General features: G+C 55.3%; 17 protein-coding genes. 15 read left to right on the top strand and 2 right to left on the bottom strand.

The features are described 5' to 3' along the window. Positions 1–1,689 carry an ABC transporter permease gene (locus ACN0V1_RS08150; protein ID WP_417544516.1) on the bottom strand — a complete coding sequence of 563 codons (1,689 nt, stop codon included), beginning with the start codon at positions 1,687–1,689 and terminating at the stop codon, positions 1–3. A gap of 154 nt (positions 1,690–1,843) precedes the next feature. Next, positions 1,844–2,860: a Fe(3+) ABC transporter substrate-binding protein gene (locus tag ACN0V1_RS08145; protein WP_417544515.1), complete on the bottom strand. Its 1,017-nt coding sequence runs from the start codon at positions 2,858–2,860 to the stop codon at positions 1,844–1,846. Between the two features lie 234 nt (positions 2,861–3,094). On the opposite strand from ACN0V1_RS08145, the gene ACN0V1_RS08140 reads away from it, so the two are divergent. From ACN0V1_RS08140 to flgJ, 15 genes are all read left to right on the top strand, one after another. After that, entirely contained in the window at positions 3,095–3,367 is a 273-nt protein-coding gene (locus ACN0V1_RS08140; RefSeq protein WP_417544514.1) for a PilZ domain-containing protein, read from the top strand. Positions 3,368–3,612: 245 nt separating this feature from the next. Beyond that, positions 3,613–4,923, top strand: a complete 1,311-nt coding sequence (locus tag ACN0V1_RS08135; protein ID WP_417544513.1) for an HD-GYP domain-containing protein — start codon at positions 3,613–3,615, stop codon at positions 4,921–4,923. Between the two features lie 239 nt (positions 4,924–5,162). Beyond that, positions 5,163–6,113 (top strand): ABC transporter ATP-binding protein, encoded by a 951-nt coding sequence (locus tag ACN0V1_RS08130; protein ID WP_417544512.1) that lies wholly within the window; start codon positions 5,163–5,165, stop codon positions 6,111–6,113. After that, positions 6,110–6,883 (top strand): ABC transporter permease, encoded by a 774-nt coding sequence (locus tag ACN0V1_RS08125; protein WP_417544511.1) that lies wholly within the window; start codon positions 6,110–6,112, stop codon positions 6,881–6,883. The genes ACN0V1_RS08130 and ACN0V1_RS08125 overlap by 4 nt, the downstream gene beginning before the upstream one ends. Positions 6,884–6,897: 14 nt before the next feature. Then, the gene (gene queF, locus ACN0V1_RS08120) at positions 6,898–7,716 is read left to right on the top strand and encodes an NADPH-dependent 7-cyano-7-deazaguanine reductase QueF (protein WP_417544510.1); all 819 of its coding nucleotides are present in this window, start codon (positions 6,898–6,900) and stop codon (positions 7,714–7,716) included. Positions 7,717–8,037: 321 nt separating this feature from the next. Beyond that, positions 8,038–8,601, top strand: coding sequence for a nitroreductase (locus tag ACN0V1_RS08115; protein ID WP_417544509.1), 564 nt, complete (start codon positions 8,038–8,040; stop codon positions 8,599–8,601). Positions 8,602–8,826: 225 nt separating this feature from the next. Then, positions 8,827–9,225, top strand: coding sequence for a flagellar basal body rod protein FlgB (gene flgB, locus ACN0V1_RS08110; RefSeq protein ID WP_417544508.1), 399 nt, complete (start codon positions 8,827–8,829; stop codon positions 9,223–9,225). Positions 9,226–9,259: 34 nt separating this feature from the next. After that, positions 9,260–9,709 carry a flagellar basal body rod protein FlgC gene (gene flgC / locus ACN0V1_RS08105; RefSeq protein WP_144777136.1) on the top strand — a complete coding sequence of 150 codons (450 nt, stop codon included), beginning with the start codon at positions 9,260–9,262 and terminating at the stop codon, positions 9,707–9,709. An 18-nt stretch (positions 9,710–9,727) separates the two neighbouring features. After that, complete coding sequence (locus tag ACN0V1_RS08100; RefSeq protein ID WP_417544507.1) at positions 9,728–10,405, top strand: flagellar hook assembly protein FlgD; 678 nt, start codon at positions 9,728–9,730, stop codon at positions 10,403–10,405. A 26-nt stretch (positions 10,406–10,431) separates the two neighbouring features. Further along, positions 10,432–12,366 carry a flagellar hook protein FlgE gene (locus ACN0V1_RS08095; protein WP_417544506.1) on the top strand — a complete coding sequence of 645 codons (1,935 nt, stop codon included), beginning with the start codon at positions 10,432–10,434 and terminating at the stop codon, positions 12,364–12,366. A gap of 88 nt (positions 12,367–12,454) precedes the next feature. Beyond that, on the top strand, positions 12,455–13,207 hold the full coding sequence (locus ACN0V1_RS08090; RefSeq protein WP_417544505.1) for a flagellar basal body rod protein FlgF: 753 nt from the start codon (positions 12,455–12,457) through the stop codon (positions 13,205–13,207). 91 nt (positions 13,208–13,298) lie between these two features. Then, a complete protein-coding gene (gene flgG, locus ACN0V1_RS08085) occupies positions 13,299–14,087 on the top strand; it encodes a flagellar basal-body rod protein FlgG (RefSeq protein ID WP_417544504.1) in 789 nt (262 codons plus the stop codon). A gap of 76 nt (positions 14,088–14,163) precedes the next feature. Then, positions 14,164–14,865, top strand: coding sequence for a flagellar basal body L-ring protein FlgH (gene flgH / locus ACN0V1_RS08080; RefSeq protein ID WP_291950984.1), 702 nt, complete (start codon positions 14,164–14,166; stop codon positions 14,863–14,865). Further along, complete coding sequence (locus tag ACN0V1_RS08075) at positions 14,862–15,959, top strand: flagellar basal body P-ring protein FlgI (RefSeq protein WP_417544503.1); 1,098 nt, start codon at positions 14,862–14,864, stop codon at positions 15,957–15,959. The genes flgH and ACN0V1_RS08075 overlap by 4 nt, the downstream gene beginning before the upstream one ends. Before the next feature lie 8 nt (positions 15,960–15,967). Continuing rightward, positions 15,968–16,951: a flagellar assembly peptidoglycan hydrolase FlgJ gene (gene flgJ / locus ACN0V1_RS08070; RefSeq protein ID WP_417544502.1), complete on the top strand. Its 984-nt coding sequence runs from the start codon at positions 15,968–15,970 to the stop codon at positions 16,949–16,951.

The following is a 16,951-nucleotide window of genomic DNA, read 5'->3' as shown; positions in this document are numbered from 1 at the left end:
TCAAGCCATAGAGCGGCTGCTGGATATTGACCGGCTCATCAAGATGATGGGAACAATACCTGCCAGTACAATAATGAGAGCCGGCAGTGCGCTGTGATACAGGCGCTCATCCGAGGCGAACTGGTACACATAGGTAGCCAGAGTCTCAAAGTTGAAGGGCCGCAATATCAGTGTGGCCGGTAGCTCCTTCATGCAGTCCACGAAAACCACCAGTGCAGCGGTAATCAGTGTTCCGCGAAGCATGGGCAGGTGCACCTTCACCAATGTTTTACCGGGGCTGTTGCCCAATGACCGGGATGCCATATCCATGCTTGGAGTGATCTTCTGCAGCGCGCTTTCTACACTGCCGGCAGACACCGCGAGGAATCTGACTGTGTACGCAAACACGATGGCGAAGGCCGAGCCACTCAGTAGCAGGCCGGTGCTGACGCCAAAGTAATCCCGCATCAGGCTGTCCAGCCAGTTATCAAAACCTGCCAGAGGCACAATAACACCCACTGCGAGCACGGCGCCCGGCATGGCGTAGCCAAGGCTTGAGAGGCGCATGAGCACCTGCATGCCGCGGGTATTGTGAAGCCTGCGGCTGTAGGCGAGGGTGACGCCGATCAACAGTGTTGTAAGAGCTGCTGTTCCTGAAAGGAACAGACTGTTAAAGGTGTTGCGCACAAAATCCGGGTTCCAGCTCTCATCAAAGTACTCCCAGGCATAAACACCAAGCGTTACTCCGGGAATCACAAAGCCCAGTATGACCGGCACCGCGCATACGGCAACGCAGATCAATTGCCGGGGGAACGACATGGTAAAGCGGTGGATTGGATCGCGGTTGTCCCTGGCGGCGAACTGCTGTTGCCGTCGCCGGGAATAGCGTTCGAGGGTGACAAGAATAACCACGAATACCAGCATGGTTGTGGCTATCTGTGCTGCACCACCCAGGTTGCCGAGGTTCATCCAGGTATCAAACAGGCCAGCGGTGAGTGTCTGCACGGCAAAGAAATCGACCGTTCCGAAATCGTTCAGTGTTTCCATCAACACCAGTGAAAGGCCCACGGCGACGGCTGGGCGGGCGATGGGCAGAACCACTTTGAAAAACGTGCTCAGTGCCGAATGGCCAAGGCTGCGGCTGACTGCAAACAGGGAGGGTGACTGCTCAAGGAAGGCGGCGCGCGCAAGAAGGTAAACATAGGGATAGAGCACCAGGCCGATCATCAGCGTGGCCCCTTCCAGGCTGCGGATCTCGGGGAACCAGTAGTCCGCAGCATTGGCCCAGCCAAACAGGTCTCTCAGGGCGACCTGAACCGGGCCGGCATAATCCAGAAGGCTGGTGTAGACATACGCAATCACATAAGCCGGAACGGCGAACGGCAATAGCATGGCCCATTCAAAAAACTTGCGACCCGGAAACTCACACATGGTGACTGCCCAGGCGGTCGAGAGGCCGATGACCAGCGTAATGGCGCCAACACCTGTCATGAGTTTCAAGGTGGTAACCAGGTAACGAGGCAGTGTGGTTTCCAGCAGGTGTGGCCAGATGTTTTCGTCAGGGAAAAAGGCCAGAAAAATGACTGACAGAACGGGCAGGGCAACGATGGCTGTGGTGAGAATGGCGCTGAACAGCCAGCGGCGGGAGGTGCGCTTTGCCAGCAGGGGCTGGGTAAGCCCGGGGTTAACGCTGGTCGCAGCCTCGCTCATAGGGGTCCTGTTCTTGAGTTGAAGGGTGTCGATTGTAGTCAGCTCAAATAGCCGCTGCAATGACTCGAATCATTTGCGGGGTTGATTGGTGAGTTGATAACAGGGTTGATTAAAGGTGAGAGCGAGGGTGGTGGTGCCACCCTCGCTGAGGCACTTACTCGCCGTCGTAGTCTACACGGTCAACCAGTTTGACTGCCGCGTTACGGTTTTCCGCGATAACTTGCAGTGAAAGGCTGTCCGGGTGGATCTTGCCCCACTCTGCAACCAGCCCGGTGGGCGTTACGTTCGGGTTTGCAGGGTATTCGGTATTAGCCGTGGCATAGATACCCTGGGCTTCCGGAGACGACAGGAACTCCATCAGTTTGATGGCGTTATCCTTGTTCGGGGCGCTTTTGGTCAGCGAAATGCCGCTGATGTTGATGTGGGTGCCGCGGCCATCGGCATTCGGGAACACCAGGCGAACCGCTTCGGCCGCCGGGCGCTGGCTTTCGTCCTGCAGCATGTTGCCGTAGTAGTAGCTGTTGCCGATGGATACGTCGCATACGCCTTCTGAAATCGCCTTGATCTGGTCACGATCGCCACCCTGGGGTTTGCGGGCCAGGTTGTCTTTGACGCCTGCCAGCCAGGTTTCAGTTTCGGCTTCGCCGTGGTGCGCGATCATCGATGAGATCAGTGCAATGTTATACGGGTGCTTGCCACTGCGGGTGCAGATGCGGTTTTCCCACTTGTCATCGGCCAACTGCTCGTACGTGGTGATTTCACCCTCTTCAACACGTTCTTTGGAGGTGTATATAAGGCGGGCGCGGGTTGTTAGGCCAAACCACTTGCCATCCGGGTGGCGCAGATTTTCCGGAATGTTTTTTTCCAACACGTCGTTGTCGACACCCTGAACCAGATCCCGCTCAACCAGATCGTTGAGCCGAGAGATGTCCACGGTCATTACAACGTCTGCCGGGCTGTTGCGGCCTTCGCGTTCCAGGCGCTCAGCCAGACCCTGTTTGGCAAATACTACGTTGCTCTTTATGCCGGTTTCTTTTTCAAACGCATTCAGAAGTGGCTCCAGAAGATACGCCTGGCGGTATGAGTAGATGTTAACTTCGCCGTCTGCAGAGGCAGCAAGGGGAAGAGCGGTGAGAGCAATTGCCGCTGTTGCGGCGAGTTTCATACGCATAGTGCCATCCTTCGATGATTGGGTCGGGTTTGCGCCTGTCTTCGGAGATGAGAGTCACAGGCGACTAAAAACGCCAACCATTCTCATTTGTGTTTCGCCTGAAGTCAATATTACCTTTGGGATAGATGCTGCAAAGTGGTGCTATTCGTTGAAATGCTCTATAAAATAATATAATTCGTGAAAACATTAAGTTTCTGAAAAATGTACCTTTAGCAAAGCAGTGGAACCTTGCCAATGGCAGTAGATGATCGCAGGGAGCACGGTCGCACAGCGATGAGTGCCAAGGTAAAAGTCACACATGAACAACTTGGCGAGTTTGTTTTCTCGACCCGGGATATATCAGACGGTGGTGTTTTCGTTGTTGTGGACAATGAGCCATTCACGCCCGCGCTGGGAGACAAGGTAAAGGTTCAGGTGCAGGGGTTGCCCGTGGAGGCACCGGTGCTGGATATGGTTGTTGTGCGAGATACCATTGATGGCTTTGGTTTCCAGTTTGGCGATTTATGACTGCCTCCGGAATGGTCAGATCCTGTAAGGGCATTTCCTGCCTGGTGGTGTTAGCCGGGCTGCTTGTGATGCGGTCAGGCCTTGCCTTGTGACACGTGTCACATTGCTACAATCTGTTTCGGTTTGAAGGTTATCGTTACTGTTTGTCTTGGTACCGTTACCCTTGGCAACGAAATTGTAATGGACTATTCCGGCTAGCCACTTAAAAATGATAGCCATCACAAATGCGTATTCAGGAGTGAAGCGTGGGCGTCTGCCAGAGAAAAATTGCGGTACATGATCTGGAGGTTGGCATGTTCGTGTCCGATCTTGATCGGCCGTGGCATCAGACACCTTTCCCTATTCAGGGGTTTCACATCCGTTCCCAGGACGACATTCGTGCGTTGGTGTCCCACTGCAAATGGGTTTCTATCGATATTGCAGAAACCCGGGGCTCTGTTGAGCTCACGAAAGCCGCTGGCCCGGCCTTTGGTTCAAAAGGCCGGCGCAGAGGGGAAGGCAGGGTAGAGCTGCACCTTCCGCCGCTTAGTATCCGGGAGCCTGTCACCTATCAGGCTGTCACCACGCTGAAGCGCGAAATGAAGGCGTCGCAACGTTTGTTGGAAGATGCCGGTGTTGCGCTTGAGAGCCTTTACGAATCCTTTGCCACTCAGGAAATACAGGATCTCCGGCCGGTCGCTGCAGTCATCAATAAAATGGTACGCAGTGTAATCCGCCAACCGGATGCGTTGCTCTGGCTGAGCCGTACAAGGCAACACGATGATCATGTTTACCGGCATGCTCTCAATACCTCGGTTTGGGCGCTCGTTTGCGGGCGCCAACTGGGATTGAATGAAGGCTTGCTGAATCACCTCGGCCTGGGTTGTCTGTTATCCCAGGTTGGTAAAACCAGGTTGTCGGCTGACCTGCTTAGCCGGGAAGGGCAGCTTGGCCCGGAAGAATATGCGCTTTACCGTACCTACGTTGAAAAGGGTATGGCATTGCTCGAAGACAGCGGTCTTTCCCGCGCGGTTCTGAGTATTGTGCAGGGCCACCGTGAACGACACAACGGCTCGGGCTTTCCGGAAGGTATTCGTGGGGACAGAATTCCACTGCTGGCCAAAATTGCCGGGCTTGCGGAGTTTTTTGAAACACTCATCGAGCCCAGGGAGCGTCTTGCGGAGCCAATGACACCGGCGAAAGCTGTGACCCTGCTTTACGATATGCGGAACATTGAGTTTCAGGATGATCTGGTAGAAAGCTTTATCCGCGCGATAGGCATTTACCCAACGGGCAGTCTGGTCGAATTAACAGATGGCCAGCGCGGCATTGTGGTTTCTCATTCCGCCGAACGCCGTTTGTGGCCGCGCGTAATGGTTATGACGGACCGCTCCCACGCTCCGTTGAAAGCGGCCAAGGTTGTTGATCTGGCAAAGTACAACGAAAGCCGCGCAGCGGCAGAAATTCTTACCATCAAGGAATGTCTTGCCCACGGAACCGAGGGCCTGGACCCTGCCGGTTACGACGTGACCGGTGCGGAGTCGCGCTGGAGCTTTTCCCGTTTGATCAGTCGGTAATAACAACCCGAAGGGTTTTTCGTACCCAGCGGTAAGTGTTTTCTGGCGTGAAACTAATGCCGATCTCGGACTCGCCGCCGGCCAACCTGGCCGCGTAATACTCCACTTTTGTAGGCTACCTGCCGCAGTTTACTGATTTCACAGTGTCTGCACGGACACGCTTGCGCCTTGAAAAAGTCGAAGGCGCCTCAATAGAAGACTGTCTCCTGAACATCGCTTTTTTCGAATCGGAACCTGTTATGACCAATGCGCTGGAAATTGAGGGGCTCACCAAAACCTATGGCAGCGGGTTTGAAGCTCTCAAGGGAATCGACCTACAGGTGAGACAGGGAGATTTCTTTGCATTACTGGGCCCGAACGGTGCCGGTAAATCAACCACGCTGGGCATCGTGTGTTCCCTGGTGACCAAGTCCGCCGGCAAGGTAAGCGTGTTCGGCTACGACATTGATACCCACCTATCTGATGCCAAGCTCCACCTGGGCGTCGTGCCCCAGGAGTTCAACTTCAACCAGTTTGAGAAGGTGTTTGATATTGTCACCATTCAGGCCGGGTATTACGGAATTCCACTGAAAAAGGCCGCCGTATCTGCTGAAAAGTACCTGAAAAAGCTCGGTCTCTGGGATAAGCGCAATACGCCAGCGCGGATGCTGTCCGGCGGCATGAAGCGGCGCCTGATGATTGCCCGCGCTCTGGTGCATGAACCGAAGCTGTTGATTCTGGATGAGCCGACTGCCGGCGTAGATATTGAGCTGAGGCGGTCGATGTGGTCGTTTCTTGAGGAAATGAACCGGCAGGGCACCACCATTATCCTGACTACGCACTATCTCGAAGAAGCGGAAGCTCTGTGCCGGAATATCGCCATTATTGATCATGGCCGTATTATCCGGAATACCAGCAAGCGGGAACTGTTGCAGCAGCTGAGCCTGGAGACGTTTCTGCTGGATTCGGAAGCGACACTGGAGCGAGCTCCGGAACTGGACGGTTTCTCATGTCGCCTGGATGACGAAGGCGTGCTTGAAGTGGATGTCCACAAAGGCCAGGTGCTCAACGATGTGTTCATTCAGTTGCAACAGCAAGGAATAAAAGTGGTCAGTATGCGCACCAAAGCAAACCGGCTGGAAGAGTTGTTCATCCGTATGGTGGAACAGAATGAACCGGCTGCAGAAGCGGTAACGGAGGGCAGAAAATGAATGCTCATGCTCTGTTCACTGCTTACATCACGATTGTGTCGAGGGAAATTCGCCGGTTTACCCGCATCTGGCCGCAGACTCTGTTGCCGCCAGCCGTCACCATGACGCTGTACTTTATTATTTTCGGAAATCTGATCGGCTCCAGAATCGGTGAGATGGGCGGTTTCGATTATATGTCGTTCATCGTGCCCGGGCTGATCATGATGGCCGTGATTACCAGCTCCTACGCTAACGTGGTGTCGTCGTTTTTCTCCATGAAGTTCCAGCGCAGTGTGGAAGAGCTGCTGGTATCGCCGGTGCCTAACTGGATCATCCTTGCGGGCTACGTGACTGGGGGTATGGCGCGTGGTTTGGGAATAGGGGTTATTGTCACTCTGTTGTCGCTGGCGTTTACGCGCTTGCAGATTCATAACCTGCCTATGGTTGTGGTTACCGTATTTCTCACCTCAGCACTGTTTTCGGTGGGTGGTTTTATTAACGCGCTGCTGGCGACCAAATTTGATGATGTGTCCATTGTGCCGACGTTCGTTCTCACACCGCTTACGTACCTTGGCGGCGTGTTTTACAGCATCGATCTGTTGCCGGAGTTCTGGCAGGGTGTCTCCATGATCAACCCGATTCTGTATATGGTTAATGGCTTCCGGTTTGGCATACTCGGTGTTTCTGATGTTAACCCGTTTGTATCCCTTGGTATGATTCTCTCCTTTATAGCTGTGCTTTCTTTCATTGCGCTCAGATTGCTGGCGCGCGGGAAGGGCATACGCCACTGACGTCAGGAAGTACTATGGCACTCGATAATGCACCGCTTGGCAAAGCCAGCGACTACCCGGATCGCTATGATGCAGCTTTGCTGTTCCCGGTGGCGCGGGAAGAAAACCGCCGCCGCATCGGGCTTGAAGACGGCCGCTGGCCCTGGTTCGGGGGCGATCTCTGGCAAGCCTGGGAAATCTCCTGGCTGCGCCCCGGCGGAATTCCGGACCTGGCTTGGGCGGAAATCCGGTTTCCGGCCGCCTCGCCGTCAATTATCGAGTCCAAGTCACTCAAGCTGTACCTGAACTCCCTGAACCAGACCGTGTTCTCATCTGCGGATCAGGTTGTCGAAACCATCACCGGGGATCTGTCCAGTGCCAGCGGTGCAGCGGTGCATGTTCGCTTTCTCAGCGTTGATGAGTCCGGCACGGCCACAGGACGCCCGGCGGGTTACGAGCTGATTGATAATGAGCCGGTTGAAGATGTGGTGTACGACTATGCTCCGGAGTCGCTTTCAGCGACCGGGCCTGTCGTAACAGAGCAGCTTTGTTCGCACCTGCTGAAGAGTAACTGCCCGGTGACTGGCCAGCCGGATTGGGGAACGGTGCTGATCCGCTATACCGGATCTGCGATTGATCGTGCGGGGTTATTGCGATACATCGTGAGTTTCCGGCAGAAGCAGGATTTTCATGAGCACTGCGTAGAGACGCTGTTTACCGATCTGCTAAACCGTTGCAAACCGCAGAGCCTGACAGTCTGCGCCCGGTACACTCGCCGCGGTGGCCTGGATATCAACCCCTGGCGCAGCACAGAGCCTGAGGAGCAGGTTGGCCCACGATTGATTCGCCAGTAAAGATCAGTCCCGGGCGGAATCCTCTTCACGCCGCCAATCAGCCAGAGATTCCAGTCCTGGAATGCGCCCTGCAAAGCACCCACAACGATAATGACGGCAACCGACGTGTAAGCAAGCAGGTGCCCGTTGTAGTCGGGCATTGGAGGAATGGCCGCTGGACTGTTAAGGGCATCGGAAGCGAGAGACTTTCCTACGCTGGTGCTGGCATTGCGTAGATCTGCCGGAGCACTCATCATGTACGCTGATCACTCATGGCGCTGTAACCGTATAGTTTTGTTTGTGTAGTACTTGACCAGATTTTAGCAGGTGGAAATTATCGATATGAATTCAGTCACTGACTTTTTGCTCAACAGGGCATCTGAGCCACGGCTGGAAGCCCCGGCTCCCGATGCGTCAACACTTGATCGGGCCTTTGCCTGTGCCTCTCGCGCACCGGACCATGCCTTGCTGCGCCCATGGCGCTATCTGGTGATCGAAGGGGATGGCCTGGCCGCCCTGGGTGAGCTGCTTGCCGCCGGTTACTCTGATATGAAGGGTAAGACCGACGAGAAGAAGCTGGAGATAATACGCAATAAAGCACAGCGTGCTCCGATGATTATTGTTGGAATTGCGTCACCCAAAAAACATCAAAAGGTACCCGAAATTGAACAGATACTCTCAGCCGGTGCGGGTATGAGCTTTCTCGGGTTGGCATTGCAGGATGCGGGCTTTGGGGTTATGTGGCGCACAGGCGAGCTGGTCTACAATCCAGTGGTTTTGAAAGGGCTTGGCCTTGAAGAGGGGGAGTCTGTAATCGGTTTTCTCTACACCGGCACCGTATCCTGCACCAAACCTGCAGTTCCCAGGCCGGAACTGGCCGAGTTTGTCGCCCGCTGGCCGTCGTAATGAGCAAGCTGTCTCCCTGTTGCTTCAATGGGGAAACAGCTTGCCGCTTTCATCCGGATTTGCCGCTCCTTTCCCTGCATTCTTATCCTGCATCCCTGCAGTAACCCGCTTAAAACGCCCGATTTCACAGGGCTCCCAAAATCTGGCATCAGCATTGCTTTAGTTCTGCCATAGAATCAAACCGGCAAAGCCTTAAGCCGCCGGTGACAGGATTTCGGAGGTTGTATGGCGATCACTTTTGATAAAGCTCTTGGCATTCATCAGCACGCCCTGGAAGCCAGGGTAAAGCGAGCTGAAGTTCTGGCGAATAATCTGGCCAATGCCGATACACCGGGCTTCAAGGCCCGGGATATGGACTTTCAGGCGATGATGCAGAAAGCCCAGGACAGCATGAGTGGCTTTGGCATGGAGAAAACCCACGCAGGCCACATGGATACCTCGTCAGGTGCCAGCGATTCGGATTTGCTGTATCGGGTGCCGAACCAGCCTTCAGTCGATGGCAACACGGTTGATTCACAAGCCGAACAGACCCGGTTCATGCGCAATGCGATGGATTATCAGGCGAGCTTCCAGTTTCTTAACAGCAAATTTACCGGCCTGACCAAAGCCCTGAAAGGCGAGTAATCCTCGGCTCCACGAATAGTGTAGGAGAATCACCATGTCACTGGGCAACATTTTTGATATCGCCGGTTCCGGCATGACCGCGCAGTCGTTGAGGCTGAATACGACCGCTTCAAACATTGCTAACGCAGAGACGGCGAGTTCCAGTACTGACACGACCTATCGTGCACGGAAGCCGGTTTTTTCAGCGATTCAGCAATCGATGCTGAACCCCGGTCAGCAAGCGTTTGGTGTTCAGGGCTCAGAGGGTGCAGGCGCCGGTGTGCGTGTTGAGGGCATTGTTGAAAGCGAAGCAGAGCTGCAGATGCGCTACGAACCCAATCATCCTGCGGCCAATGAAGACGGCTACGTGTTCTACCCAAATGTGAATGTGGTGGAAGAGATGGCAGACATGATGTCTTCCTCAAGAAGCTTTCAGATGAACGTGGACATTATGAACACGGCCAAATCCATGATGCAGCGCATCCTGACTCTTGGTCAGCAGTAACGGGGCGAGGACCGAATCATGAGTGTAATTAACGCAACAGAAGCCTCTGACGTACTGGGCAGTTACAGAACCCAGCAACAGGATGGCGCCAACGGTAAAAGCGAACTCGGCAAGAACGAGTTCATGGAGCTGATGCTGGCGCAGCTGAAAAATCAGAACCCGCTGGAGCCCCAGGACAACGGCGAATTTATCTCGCAGCTTGCCCAGTTCAGTTCGCTGGAGGAAATGCAAAAGCTGTCGGGCACCGTTGATGATGTGGTCGGGCAGTTCCGCTCTACGCAGGCACTGCAGGCCTCGGCAATGGTTGGCAAGACGGTTCTTGCGCCTTCTGAGGTCGGCGTTCTCGGCGCTGAAGGTGAAATTTCCGGCAATATTCAGGTACCGGCATCCACCGGTGGCGTGCGGTTATCGGTCCACAGCGCGAGCGGTGAATTGGTGCGCCAGATTGATCTTGGCAGCAGTGCTGCGGGTGTTAAGGCGTTCAGCTGGGATGGCAGGGATGGCAATGGCAACAGCTTGCCGCCGGGGCCTTACCAAATTGTGGCGGAAGCGTCTTATCCGCAGGGTAGCGAGCAGCTTCCGACCCTTGTCAGCGCCAATGTAGACAGCGTGTCACTGGGGCAGAACGGCTCCGTTACTTTGAACCTGGCAGGCATGGGCTCCATTGCGCTGTCAGATGTTAAACAAATCAATTGATACCGGTGTCAGACCAGGGGTGAATTATGGCTTTTAATACAGGGCTCAGCGGCCTGCGGGCTGCAGCGGTAGATCTGGACGTAACCGGCAATAACATTGCCAACGCCAGTACCGTTGGTTTTAAAGGCAGCCGCGTGCAGTTCGGCGATCTATACGCCAGCGGCTTTCTGGGCGGAGGTTCCAACCCGATTGGTGACGGGGTAAGTGTTCAGGACGTGAAACAGTCATTCAGTCAGGGCAACATCAGCTTCACGGATAGCGGCCTCGATATGGCCATCAGTGGCGATGGATTCTTTATCCTGAACAACGGCGGCGAAACCCGTTACTCGAGAGCCGGGCAGTTCACTATCGATAAAGATGGTTTTGTGGTGAACAGCCAATCCATGAAGGTTCAGGGTTACACAGCCGATGGTGACGGTAACCTCTCCGGCATCCGCAGTGATCTGGAAGTTGCGACCGGTAACCTGGCGCCGCGCCGTACAACCAATCTGCGTTCTGATCTGAACCTGGATTCCCGTGAGTCAGTGCTTGAATCCCGGGTGAGGGATGCAGGGCCACTGGCTTTTAATGATATCAGCGGCGAGCAATTCGACATCGGGTATTCTGACGGCACGCCCGACTACTCTGTCGACCTGGGTTCAGCCACGACAGCCCGTGAAGCTGCAGATATCATCACCACGGCGCCTGGCCTGAGTGCTTCCGCAACCACAACCGCGCCGATTGTCGATACCAATGTGCCAGCGGCGCCGCCGCTGACAGATGCTTATGTTTCGGCGGCACAGGCCGCGGGTACCTTTTCATTCTCTCTTAGCGTCAATAATGCACCGCTCCAGCTGGACACCAGCAACGCGACCTCGCTACTGGGGCTGAGAGACGCTATCAACAGCTCCAGTGATACCGCCATTTCGGCGTCGATTGTGGACGACGGCAGTGGTAATGATGTGTTGCGGGTGATTCACAATCAGGGTGATGATATCCAGTTCAGTTATGGTAACGGTGTGCCAGCTGAATCGGTAAGCCCTCCCGTGTCGGTATCAGGCGACATTAACGTGACCGGTGACCGGACGATTGTCGGGCTCACCGCTGTGGGTGGCTCAGGTACCGATTTTGTGGACGCATACGCGCAATCTCCCATCCGCATAACCAACGAGTTCAACCCACAGGATCAGCGTACTTATAATCACGCCACATCCACGTCGATTTTCGATAGCCTGGGTAACTCCCATGAGATGACACAGTTCTTCGTAAAAGAGCCATCACCCGGAAACGGTGTGGGGGTGAGCGAGTGGTCTGTGTATCTGCAGATCGACGGCGAGATGGTAGCGGGTACCGACACCAGGCCTTTTACCGCAAGGTTTGATCAGGATGGAACCCTGCAATCCATCGACGGCAACCCCAACGGCGAAATTCTGGTGACCGACTGGGTCCCGAAGGATGATAACGGCCAGCCTAACGGCGCTGACGGCCCTCCGGCACCGGGCGCCACGGTGGCTACTCCCGTTCCGGAGCCACCGACCACATCAGCCTTTGTGCTGAGCCTCGGAGAGACTACTCAGTATGGCGCAGCGTTTGGTGTTGATGATCAACGCCAGAATGGCTACACCACCGGTCGCCTGTCCGGCCTTGATGTTTCAGGCCAGGGGGTATTGTTTGCCCGCTATACGAACGGTCAGTCCAAAGCCTTGGGGCAAGTTGCGCTGGCTGCGTTTAACAATACAAACGGATTGTCGCCGGTAGGGGATACCAGCTGGGTTGAAACCTTTGAATCCGGGCAGCCCATTATTGGCCAGCCGGATACCGGGACACTGGGTGGTATCAAGGCAGGCTCAGTGGAGGAGTCCAACGTGGATCTTTCTGCTGAACTGGTTAACCTGATCATTGCCCAGCGCAACTATCAGGCGAACGCGAAAACCATCGAGACCTCCGATGCGGTCACACAGACCATCATCAACCTCCGCTAAACCGGCTTTGATCTGAATATGGCATGACTCCTGCAAGAATGTCTGAAAGAGCACTGGAAACAGTCAAAATTCCGGCAGGAGTTTTCCCATGGACAAAGCACTTTACATTGGTATGTCTGGCGCCACGCAGAATATGCTGTCCCAGCGCGCCCATGCCAATAACCTGGCTAACGTAAGCACCACAGGCTTCAAGAAGGACTTTGCCCAGGCCCGAAGCATGCCTGTATTCGGGGAACACCATCCTACCCGTGCTTATGCCATGGCTGAGCGCCCTGGTACCGACCTCTCGGCGGGATCGCTGATGCAAACCGGTCGCAAAATGGACGTCGCCATAGAAGGTGAGGGTTGGCTGGCTATTCAGAACAACCTCGGTGAGGAAGTTTTTACCCGCTCCGGTAGCCTCCAGATTGATGTTAATGGTCTGGTGCGTCTTGGCACAGGTGAGATGGTGCTGGGCAACGGCGGCCCGGTTGCGCTTCCCCCCTTTGATAATGTTCAGGTCGGTGCAGACGGCACTGTCTCTATCGTTCCCGTAGGCGGCCCCCCGGATCAGCTGGTGGAGGTCGACCGGCTGAAGCTGGTCAATCCGCCGCAGGAGGCGCTTGAGAAAGGTCTGGACGGGTTTATTCACCGCAAAGCTGGTCAAGAGGTTGGTGGTGAAGAGCCCGCTGATGCTGCCTTGCGGGTGGCCTCTGGTTTTCTTGAAAGCTCCAACGTAAACGCCGTGGAAGAAATGATTTCCAACCTTCAGTTGTCGCGCCAGTACGAGATGCAGGTGAAGGTAATGCGCACCGCAAACGAGAATTCTGAAGCAGCGGCACGACTGTTGCAAAACCTCTGATAGCTGTTGAAAACAACGTGAAAACAACGCCAGCCTGGCCAGAAGCGGCAAACATTAGCCGCTTGCCAGGCACCGGCAAGGAGTAATGATTATGCATCCGGCTCTTTGGGTTAGTAAGACGGGGCTCAGCGCCCAGGACACCAACATGTCCACCATCTCCAACAACCTGGCCAACGTGAATACCACGGGCTTCAAGCGAGACCGGGCGGTATTCCAGGATCTGCTGTATCAGATCAACCGGCAACCTGGTGGTTTGAACACGCAGAACTCTGAGCTGCCTTCGGGGTTGCAGCTGGGAACCGGTGTACGAGTGGTTGGCACTGCGAAGCAATTCAGCCAGGGCAATCTTCAGGTTACCGAGCAGCCTCTCGATCTGGCTGTTAATGGCCGTGGCTTTCTGCAAATCGAGCTTCCGGACGGCCAGACAGCCTACACGCGGGATGGTCAGTTCCAGCTCAATGCCGACGGCGATGTGGTTACACCGGATGGCTACGCACTTCAGCCCAACATCAACGTGCCAGAGAACGCCACAAACGTAACGATCGGCAAAGACGGAACGGTATCGGCGATCACCGATGACCAGTCGGCGCCGGTTAACCTGGGCCAGATTACGCTGGTTGATTTCATCAACCCGCAGGGGCTGCAGGCCATTGGCAACAACCTCTTCAAGGAAACCAACGCCAGTGGCGATCCGGCTGAGGGCGAACCCGGCCTGGCCGGCCTGGGCTCTCTGGAGCAGGGCATGGTTGAGTCATCCAACGTGCAAGTTGTTGAAGAACTGGTGAACATGATTACGACCCAGCGTGCTTACGAGATGAACTCCAAAGTGGTCTCCACAACGGATCAGATGCTCCAGTTTATTACCAACAACATTGGCTAATGATTGGAACGATACAGGTTTTCGGTGCCTGGATTATGAAATGAAGGGCGCGAGACAAGCAGTGAGGAGTGAGCTCATGAAACCGACTACATCTACCTGGTTAATCAGGCCGGCAGGGACTTTTCTGTTGGTCTGGCTGCTGATCGTGTTGCAGGGATGTACGGCCATGAGCCGGCCAAGAGCCGAGCCGAACGACCCCGCGTACGCCCCTGTGCGTGCTCAGGCAATGATGCAGCGTGATCCGGAATCCGGGGCTATCTATCAGAGCTCACGAAACTACAATTTTTACGGTGACACCGTGGCTTTGAACGTGGGTGACGTACTCACTGTCACGCTTAAGGAATCCACACGCGCCAGCAAGAATGCAGAAACCAAGATCAGCAAGGACAGTGATATCTCACTGCCGGAGCCCAACATTCTGGGCAAGAATGATTTCGGTATAGCAACGTCTATCAAGAATGAAAGAGACTTTGAAGGCAAGGCGGAGGCAGATCAGAGCAATAGCCTGGCGGGCAGCATTACCGTCACGGTTACAGAAGTGCTGCCAAACGGTGTGCTGAGAGTTCGTGGCGAGAAGTGGATCTCGTTGACCAACGGCGATGAGTATGTGCGGCTGACCGGCTTGGTGCGGCCACAGGATATTGACCCAGGCAACATGGTGGCTTCCAGCCGCATTGCGGACGCCCGCATTGCCTACGGTGGCACAGGTGATTTCGACCAGGCAAACCAGATGGGCTGGCTGGCCCGCTTCTTCAGCAGCGAGTGGTGGCCCTTATGATGATACGCCGGTGCGTTGTTCTCTCGTTGATGCTTGCTGTGTTGGCGGCGCCTGTGATGGCAGACCGCCTGAAGGATCTGGCGCGGATCAAAGGTGTGCGTAATAACCAGCTTGTGGGCTACGGCCTGGTGGTGGGCCTGGATGGTACGGGCGACAAGGCACCGTTCACTAATCAGACGTTCCGAAACATGATGACCCAGTTCGGCATCACACTCCCAGACGGCGTGAACCCGAATCTGGCAAACGTGGCGGCGGTAACCGTAAGTGCCACCCTGCCGCCGTTTGCCAAGGCGGGCCAGGAAATAGACATTACGGTCTCATCTATAGGTAACTCGGATAGCCTGCGAGGCGGCACGCTGCTGATGGCACCTCTCAAAGGTGCTGACGGTAACGTATATGCCATGGCGCAGGGCAGCCTCGTAGTCGGCGGGTTCGGTGCCGAGGGGCTGGATGGTTCACGTATCACCGTGAACGTTCCCAGTGTTGGCCGTATCCCGAATGGCGCCACCATTGAGCGCGAGATTGTTTCTCCCTTTACCCGTGGTGACACGATCACCTTCCACCTGATGCGTCCGGACTTTACAACCGCGCGGCGTGTGGTGGAGGTAGTCAACGCGCACCTGGGACCGGAAATGGCCTATGCCCACGATGCAACGTCGGTTTCTGTGCGGGCGCCGCGTGATCCCTCCCAGCGGGTAAGCTTTCTTTCCATCCTGGAAAACCTGGAGGTGGACCCGGCTCAAGATGCTGCGAAAGTAGTGATCAACAGCCGCACCGGTACCATCGTTATAGGGCAGAACGTTAAGGTCAGCCCAGCGGCTATTACTCATGGCAACCTTACGGTGACCATTCAGGAAAACCCGGACGTTCAGCAGCCAAATCCGTTTGCCCGCGGTAACACTGAGGTTGTGCAGGATAGCCAGATTGCTATTACCGAAGAGCCAGCCCGCATGTTCAAGTTCGGACCGGCGGTTACATTGAATGAGATTGTTCAGGCCGTGAATCAGGTGGGCGCTGCTCCCGGGGATGTCATGGCAGTTCTGGAAGCCCTCAAACAGGCTGGTGCCTTGCGCGCCGAGCTCATTGTTATCTAGGTGACATGATGCAGGACTATCAGCTTCAACAAGCCAGGGTATACACAGATTTCAGCGGGCTGAATGCACTGAAAAACAGTGCCCGGGAAGATAAGCAGGCAGCGCTTGAAGAAGTTGCACGCCAGTTTGAAAGCATCTTTCTGTCTGAAATGCTGAAGTCCATGCGCAAAGCCGGAGATGTGTTTGCTGAGGGCAATTACCTGAAAAGCAGCCAGTCAGAATTCTACCGCGACATGTTCGACAGCCAGATGAGTCTTACCATGGCCGGTGGGCAGGGGACCGGGCTTGCTGAAGCTCTGGTACGGCAGTTGGGCAAGGATATTCCCGGCGCCAGCAAAGAGGGTACTCCGCTGGCATCCCACAAGACTGCGCTGGCAGATTATGATCGCAGTTTACCGCCGATCTCGCCCCGGTTGCCGGAGGGGGTTGAAGCAGTTAGCGAGGTTGCCGCTGCAGAAATCTCAACGCCTGCCGTTGGAGCCAGTGCGCTGCCGGAGCAGTTCGAATCTCCTGAGCATTTTGTACGCACGCTGCTGCCGGTTGCCGAGAGTATCTCCGCAGACACCGGGATTAGCCCCCAACTGATGGTTGCGCAGGCTGCCCTGGAAACAGGTTGGGGTCGACACATGATCCAGGGCGATGGCGGCCAGCCTAGCTATAACCTTTTCGGCATCAAGGCCGACAGCCGCTGGCAGGGCGACGCGGTGACTATCACCACGACCGAATTCCGTGAGGGTATTCCGATGAAGGAGCGTGCGGATTTCCGGGCCTACCCGGATTACGAATCGAGTTTTCGGGACTATGTGGCGTTTCTGGAATCGAACCCCCGGTATCGGGACGTGCTCGCCAGTGCTGATCAACCAGACGTTTTCGCCAGAAAGCTGCAGGAAGCGGGTTATGCCACAGATCCCCAGTATGGCGACAAGATCAACCGGATTATGAACCGTGATTCGCTGATGACACTTTCAATGGATAACGGAGCCGGGGAGTAA

The sequence above is a fragment of the Marinobacter sp. genome (genome assembly GCF_048266785.1).
Classification (GTDB): domain Bacteria; phylum Pseudomonadota; class Gammaproteobacteria; order Pseudomonadales; family Oleiphilaceae; genus Marinobacter.
The sequence above is the reverse complement of the archived record's forward strand: the minus strand, read 5'-3'. Positions and strand labels throughout refer to the sequence as shown.

Coding starts and splice junctions, on each gene's coding strand:
- ACN0V1_RS08150 (WP_417544516.1), bottom strand. CDS start 1,689: ATGAGCGAGGCTGCGACCAGCGTTAACCCCGGGCTTACCCAGCCCCTG.
- ACN0V1_RS08145 (WP_417544515.1), bottom strand. CDS start 2,860: ATGCGTATGAAACTCGCCGCAACAGCGGCAATTGCTCTCACCGCTCTT.
- ACN0V1_RS08140 (WP_417544514.1), top strand. CDS start 3,095: ATGGCAGTAGATGATCGCAGGGAGCACGGTCGCACAGCGATGAGTGCC.
- ACN0V1_RS08130 (WP_417544512.1), top strand. CDS start 5,163: ATGACCAATGCGCTGGAAATTGAGGGGCTCACCAAAACCTATGGCAGC.
- ACN0V1_RS08125 (WP_417544511.1), top strand. CDS start 6,110: ATGAATGCTCATGCTCTGTTCACTGCTTACATCACGATTGTGTCGAGG.
- queF (WP_417544510.1), top strand. CDS start 6,898: ATGGCACTCGATAATGCACCGCTTGGCAAAGCCAGCGACTACCCGGAT.
- ACN0V1_RS08115 (WP_417544509.1), top strand. CDS start 8,038: ATGAATTCAGTCACTGACTTTTTGCTCAACAGGGCATCTGAGCCACGG.
- flgB (WP_417544508.1), top strand. CDS start 8,827: ATGGCGATCACTTTTGATAAAGCTCTTGGCATTCATCAGCACGCCCTG.
- flgC (WP_144777136.1), top strand. CDS start 9,260: ATGTCACTGGGCAACATTTTTGATATCGCCGGTTCCGGCATGACCGCG.
- ACN0V1_RS08100 (WP_417544507.1), top strand. CDS start 9,728: ATGAGTGTAATTAACGCAACAGAAGCCTCTGACGTACTGGGCAGTTAC.
- ACN0V1_RS08095 (WP_417544506.1), top strand. CDS start 10,432: ATGGCTTTTAATACAGGGCTCAGCGGCCTGCGGGCTGCAGCGGTAGAT.
- ACN0V1_RS08090 (WP_417544505.1), top strand. CDS start 12,455: ATGGACAAAGCACTTTACATTGGTATGTCTGGCGCCACGCAGAATATG.
- flgG (WP_417544504.1), top strand. CDS start 13,299: ATGCATCCGGCTCTTTGGGTTAGTAAGACGGGGCTCAGCGCCCAGGAC.
- flgH (WP_291950984.1), top strand. CDS start 14,164: ATGAAACCGACTACATCTACCTGGTTAATCAGGCCGGCAGGGACTTTT.
- ACN0V1_RS08075 (WP_417544503.1), top strand. CDS start 14,862: ATGATGATACGCCGGTGCGTTGTTCTCTCGTTGATGCTTGCTGTGTTG.
- flgJ (WP_417544502.1), top strand. CDS start 15,968: ATGCAGGACTATCAGCTTCAACAAGCCAGGGTATACACAGATTTCAGC.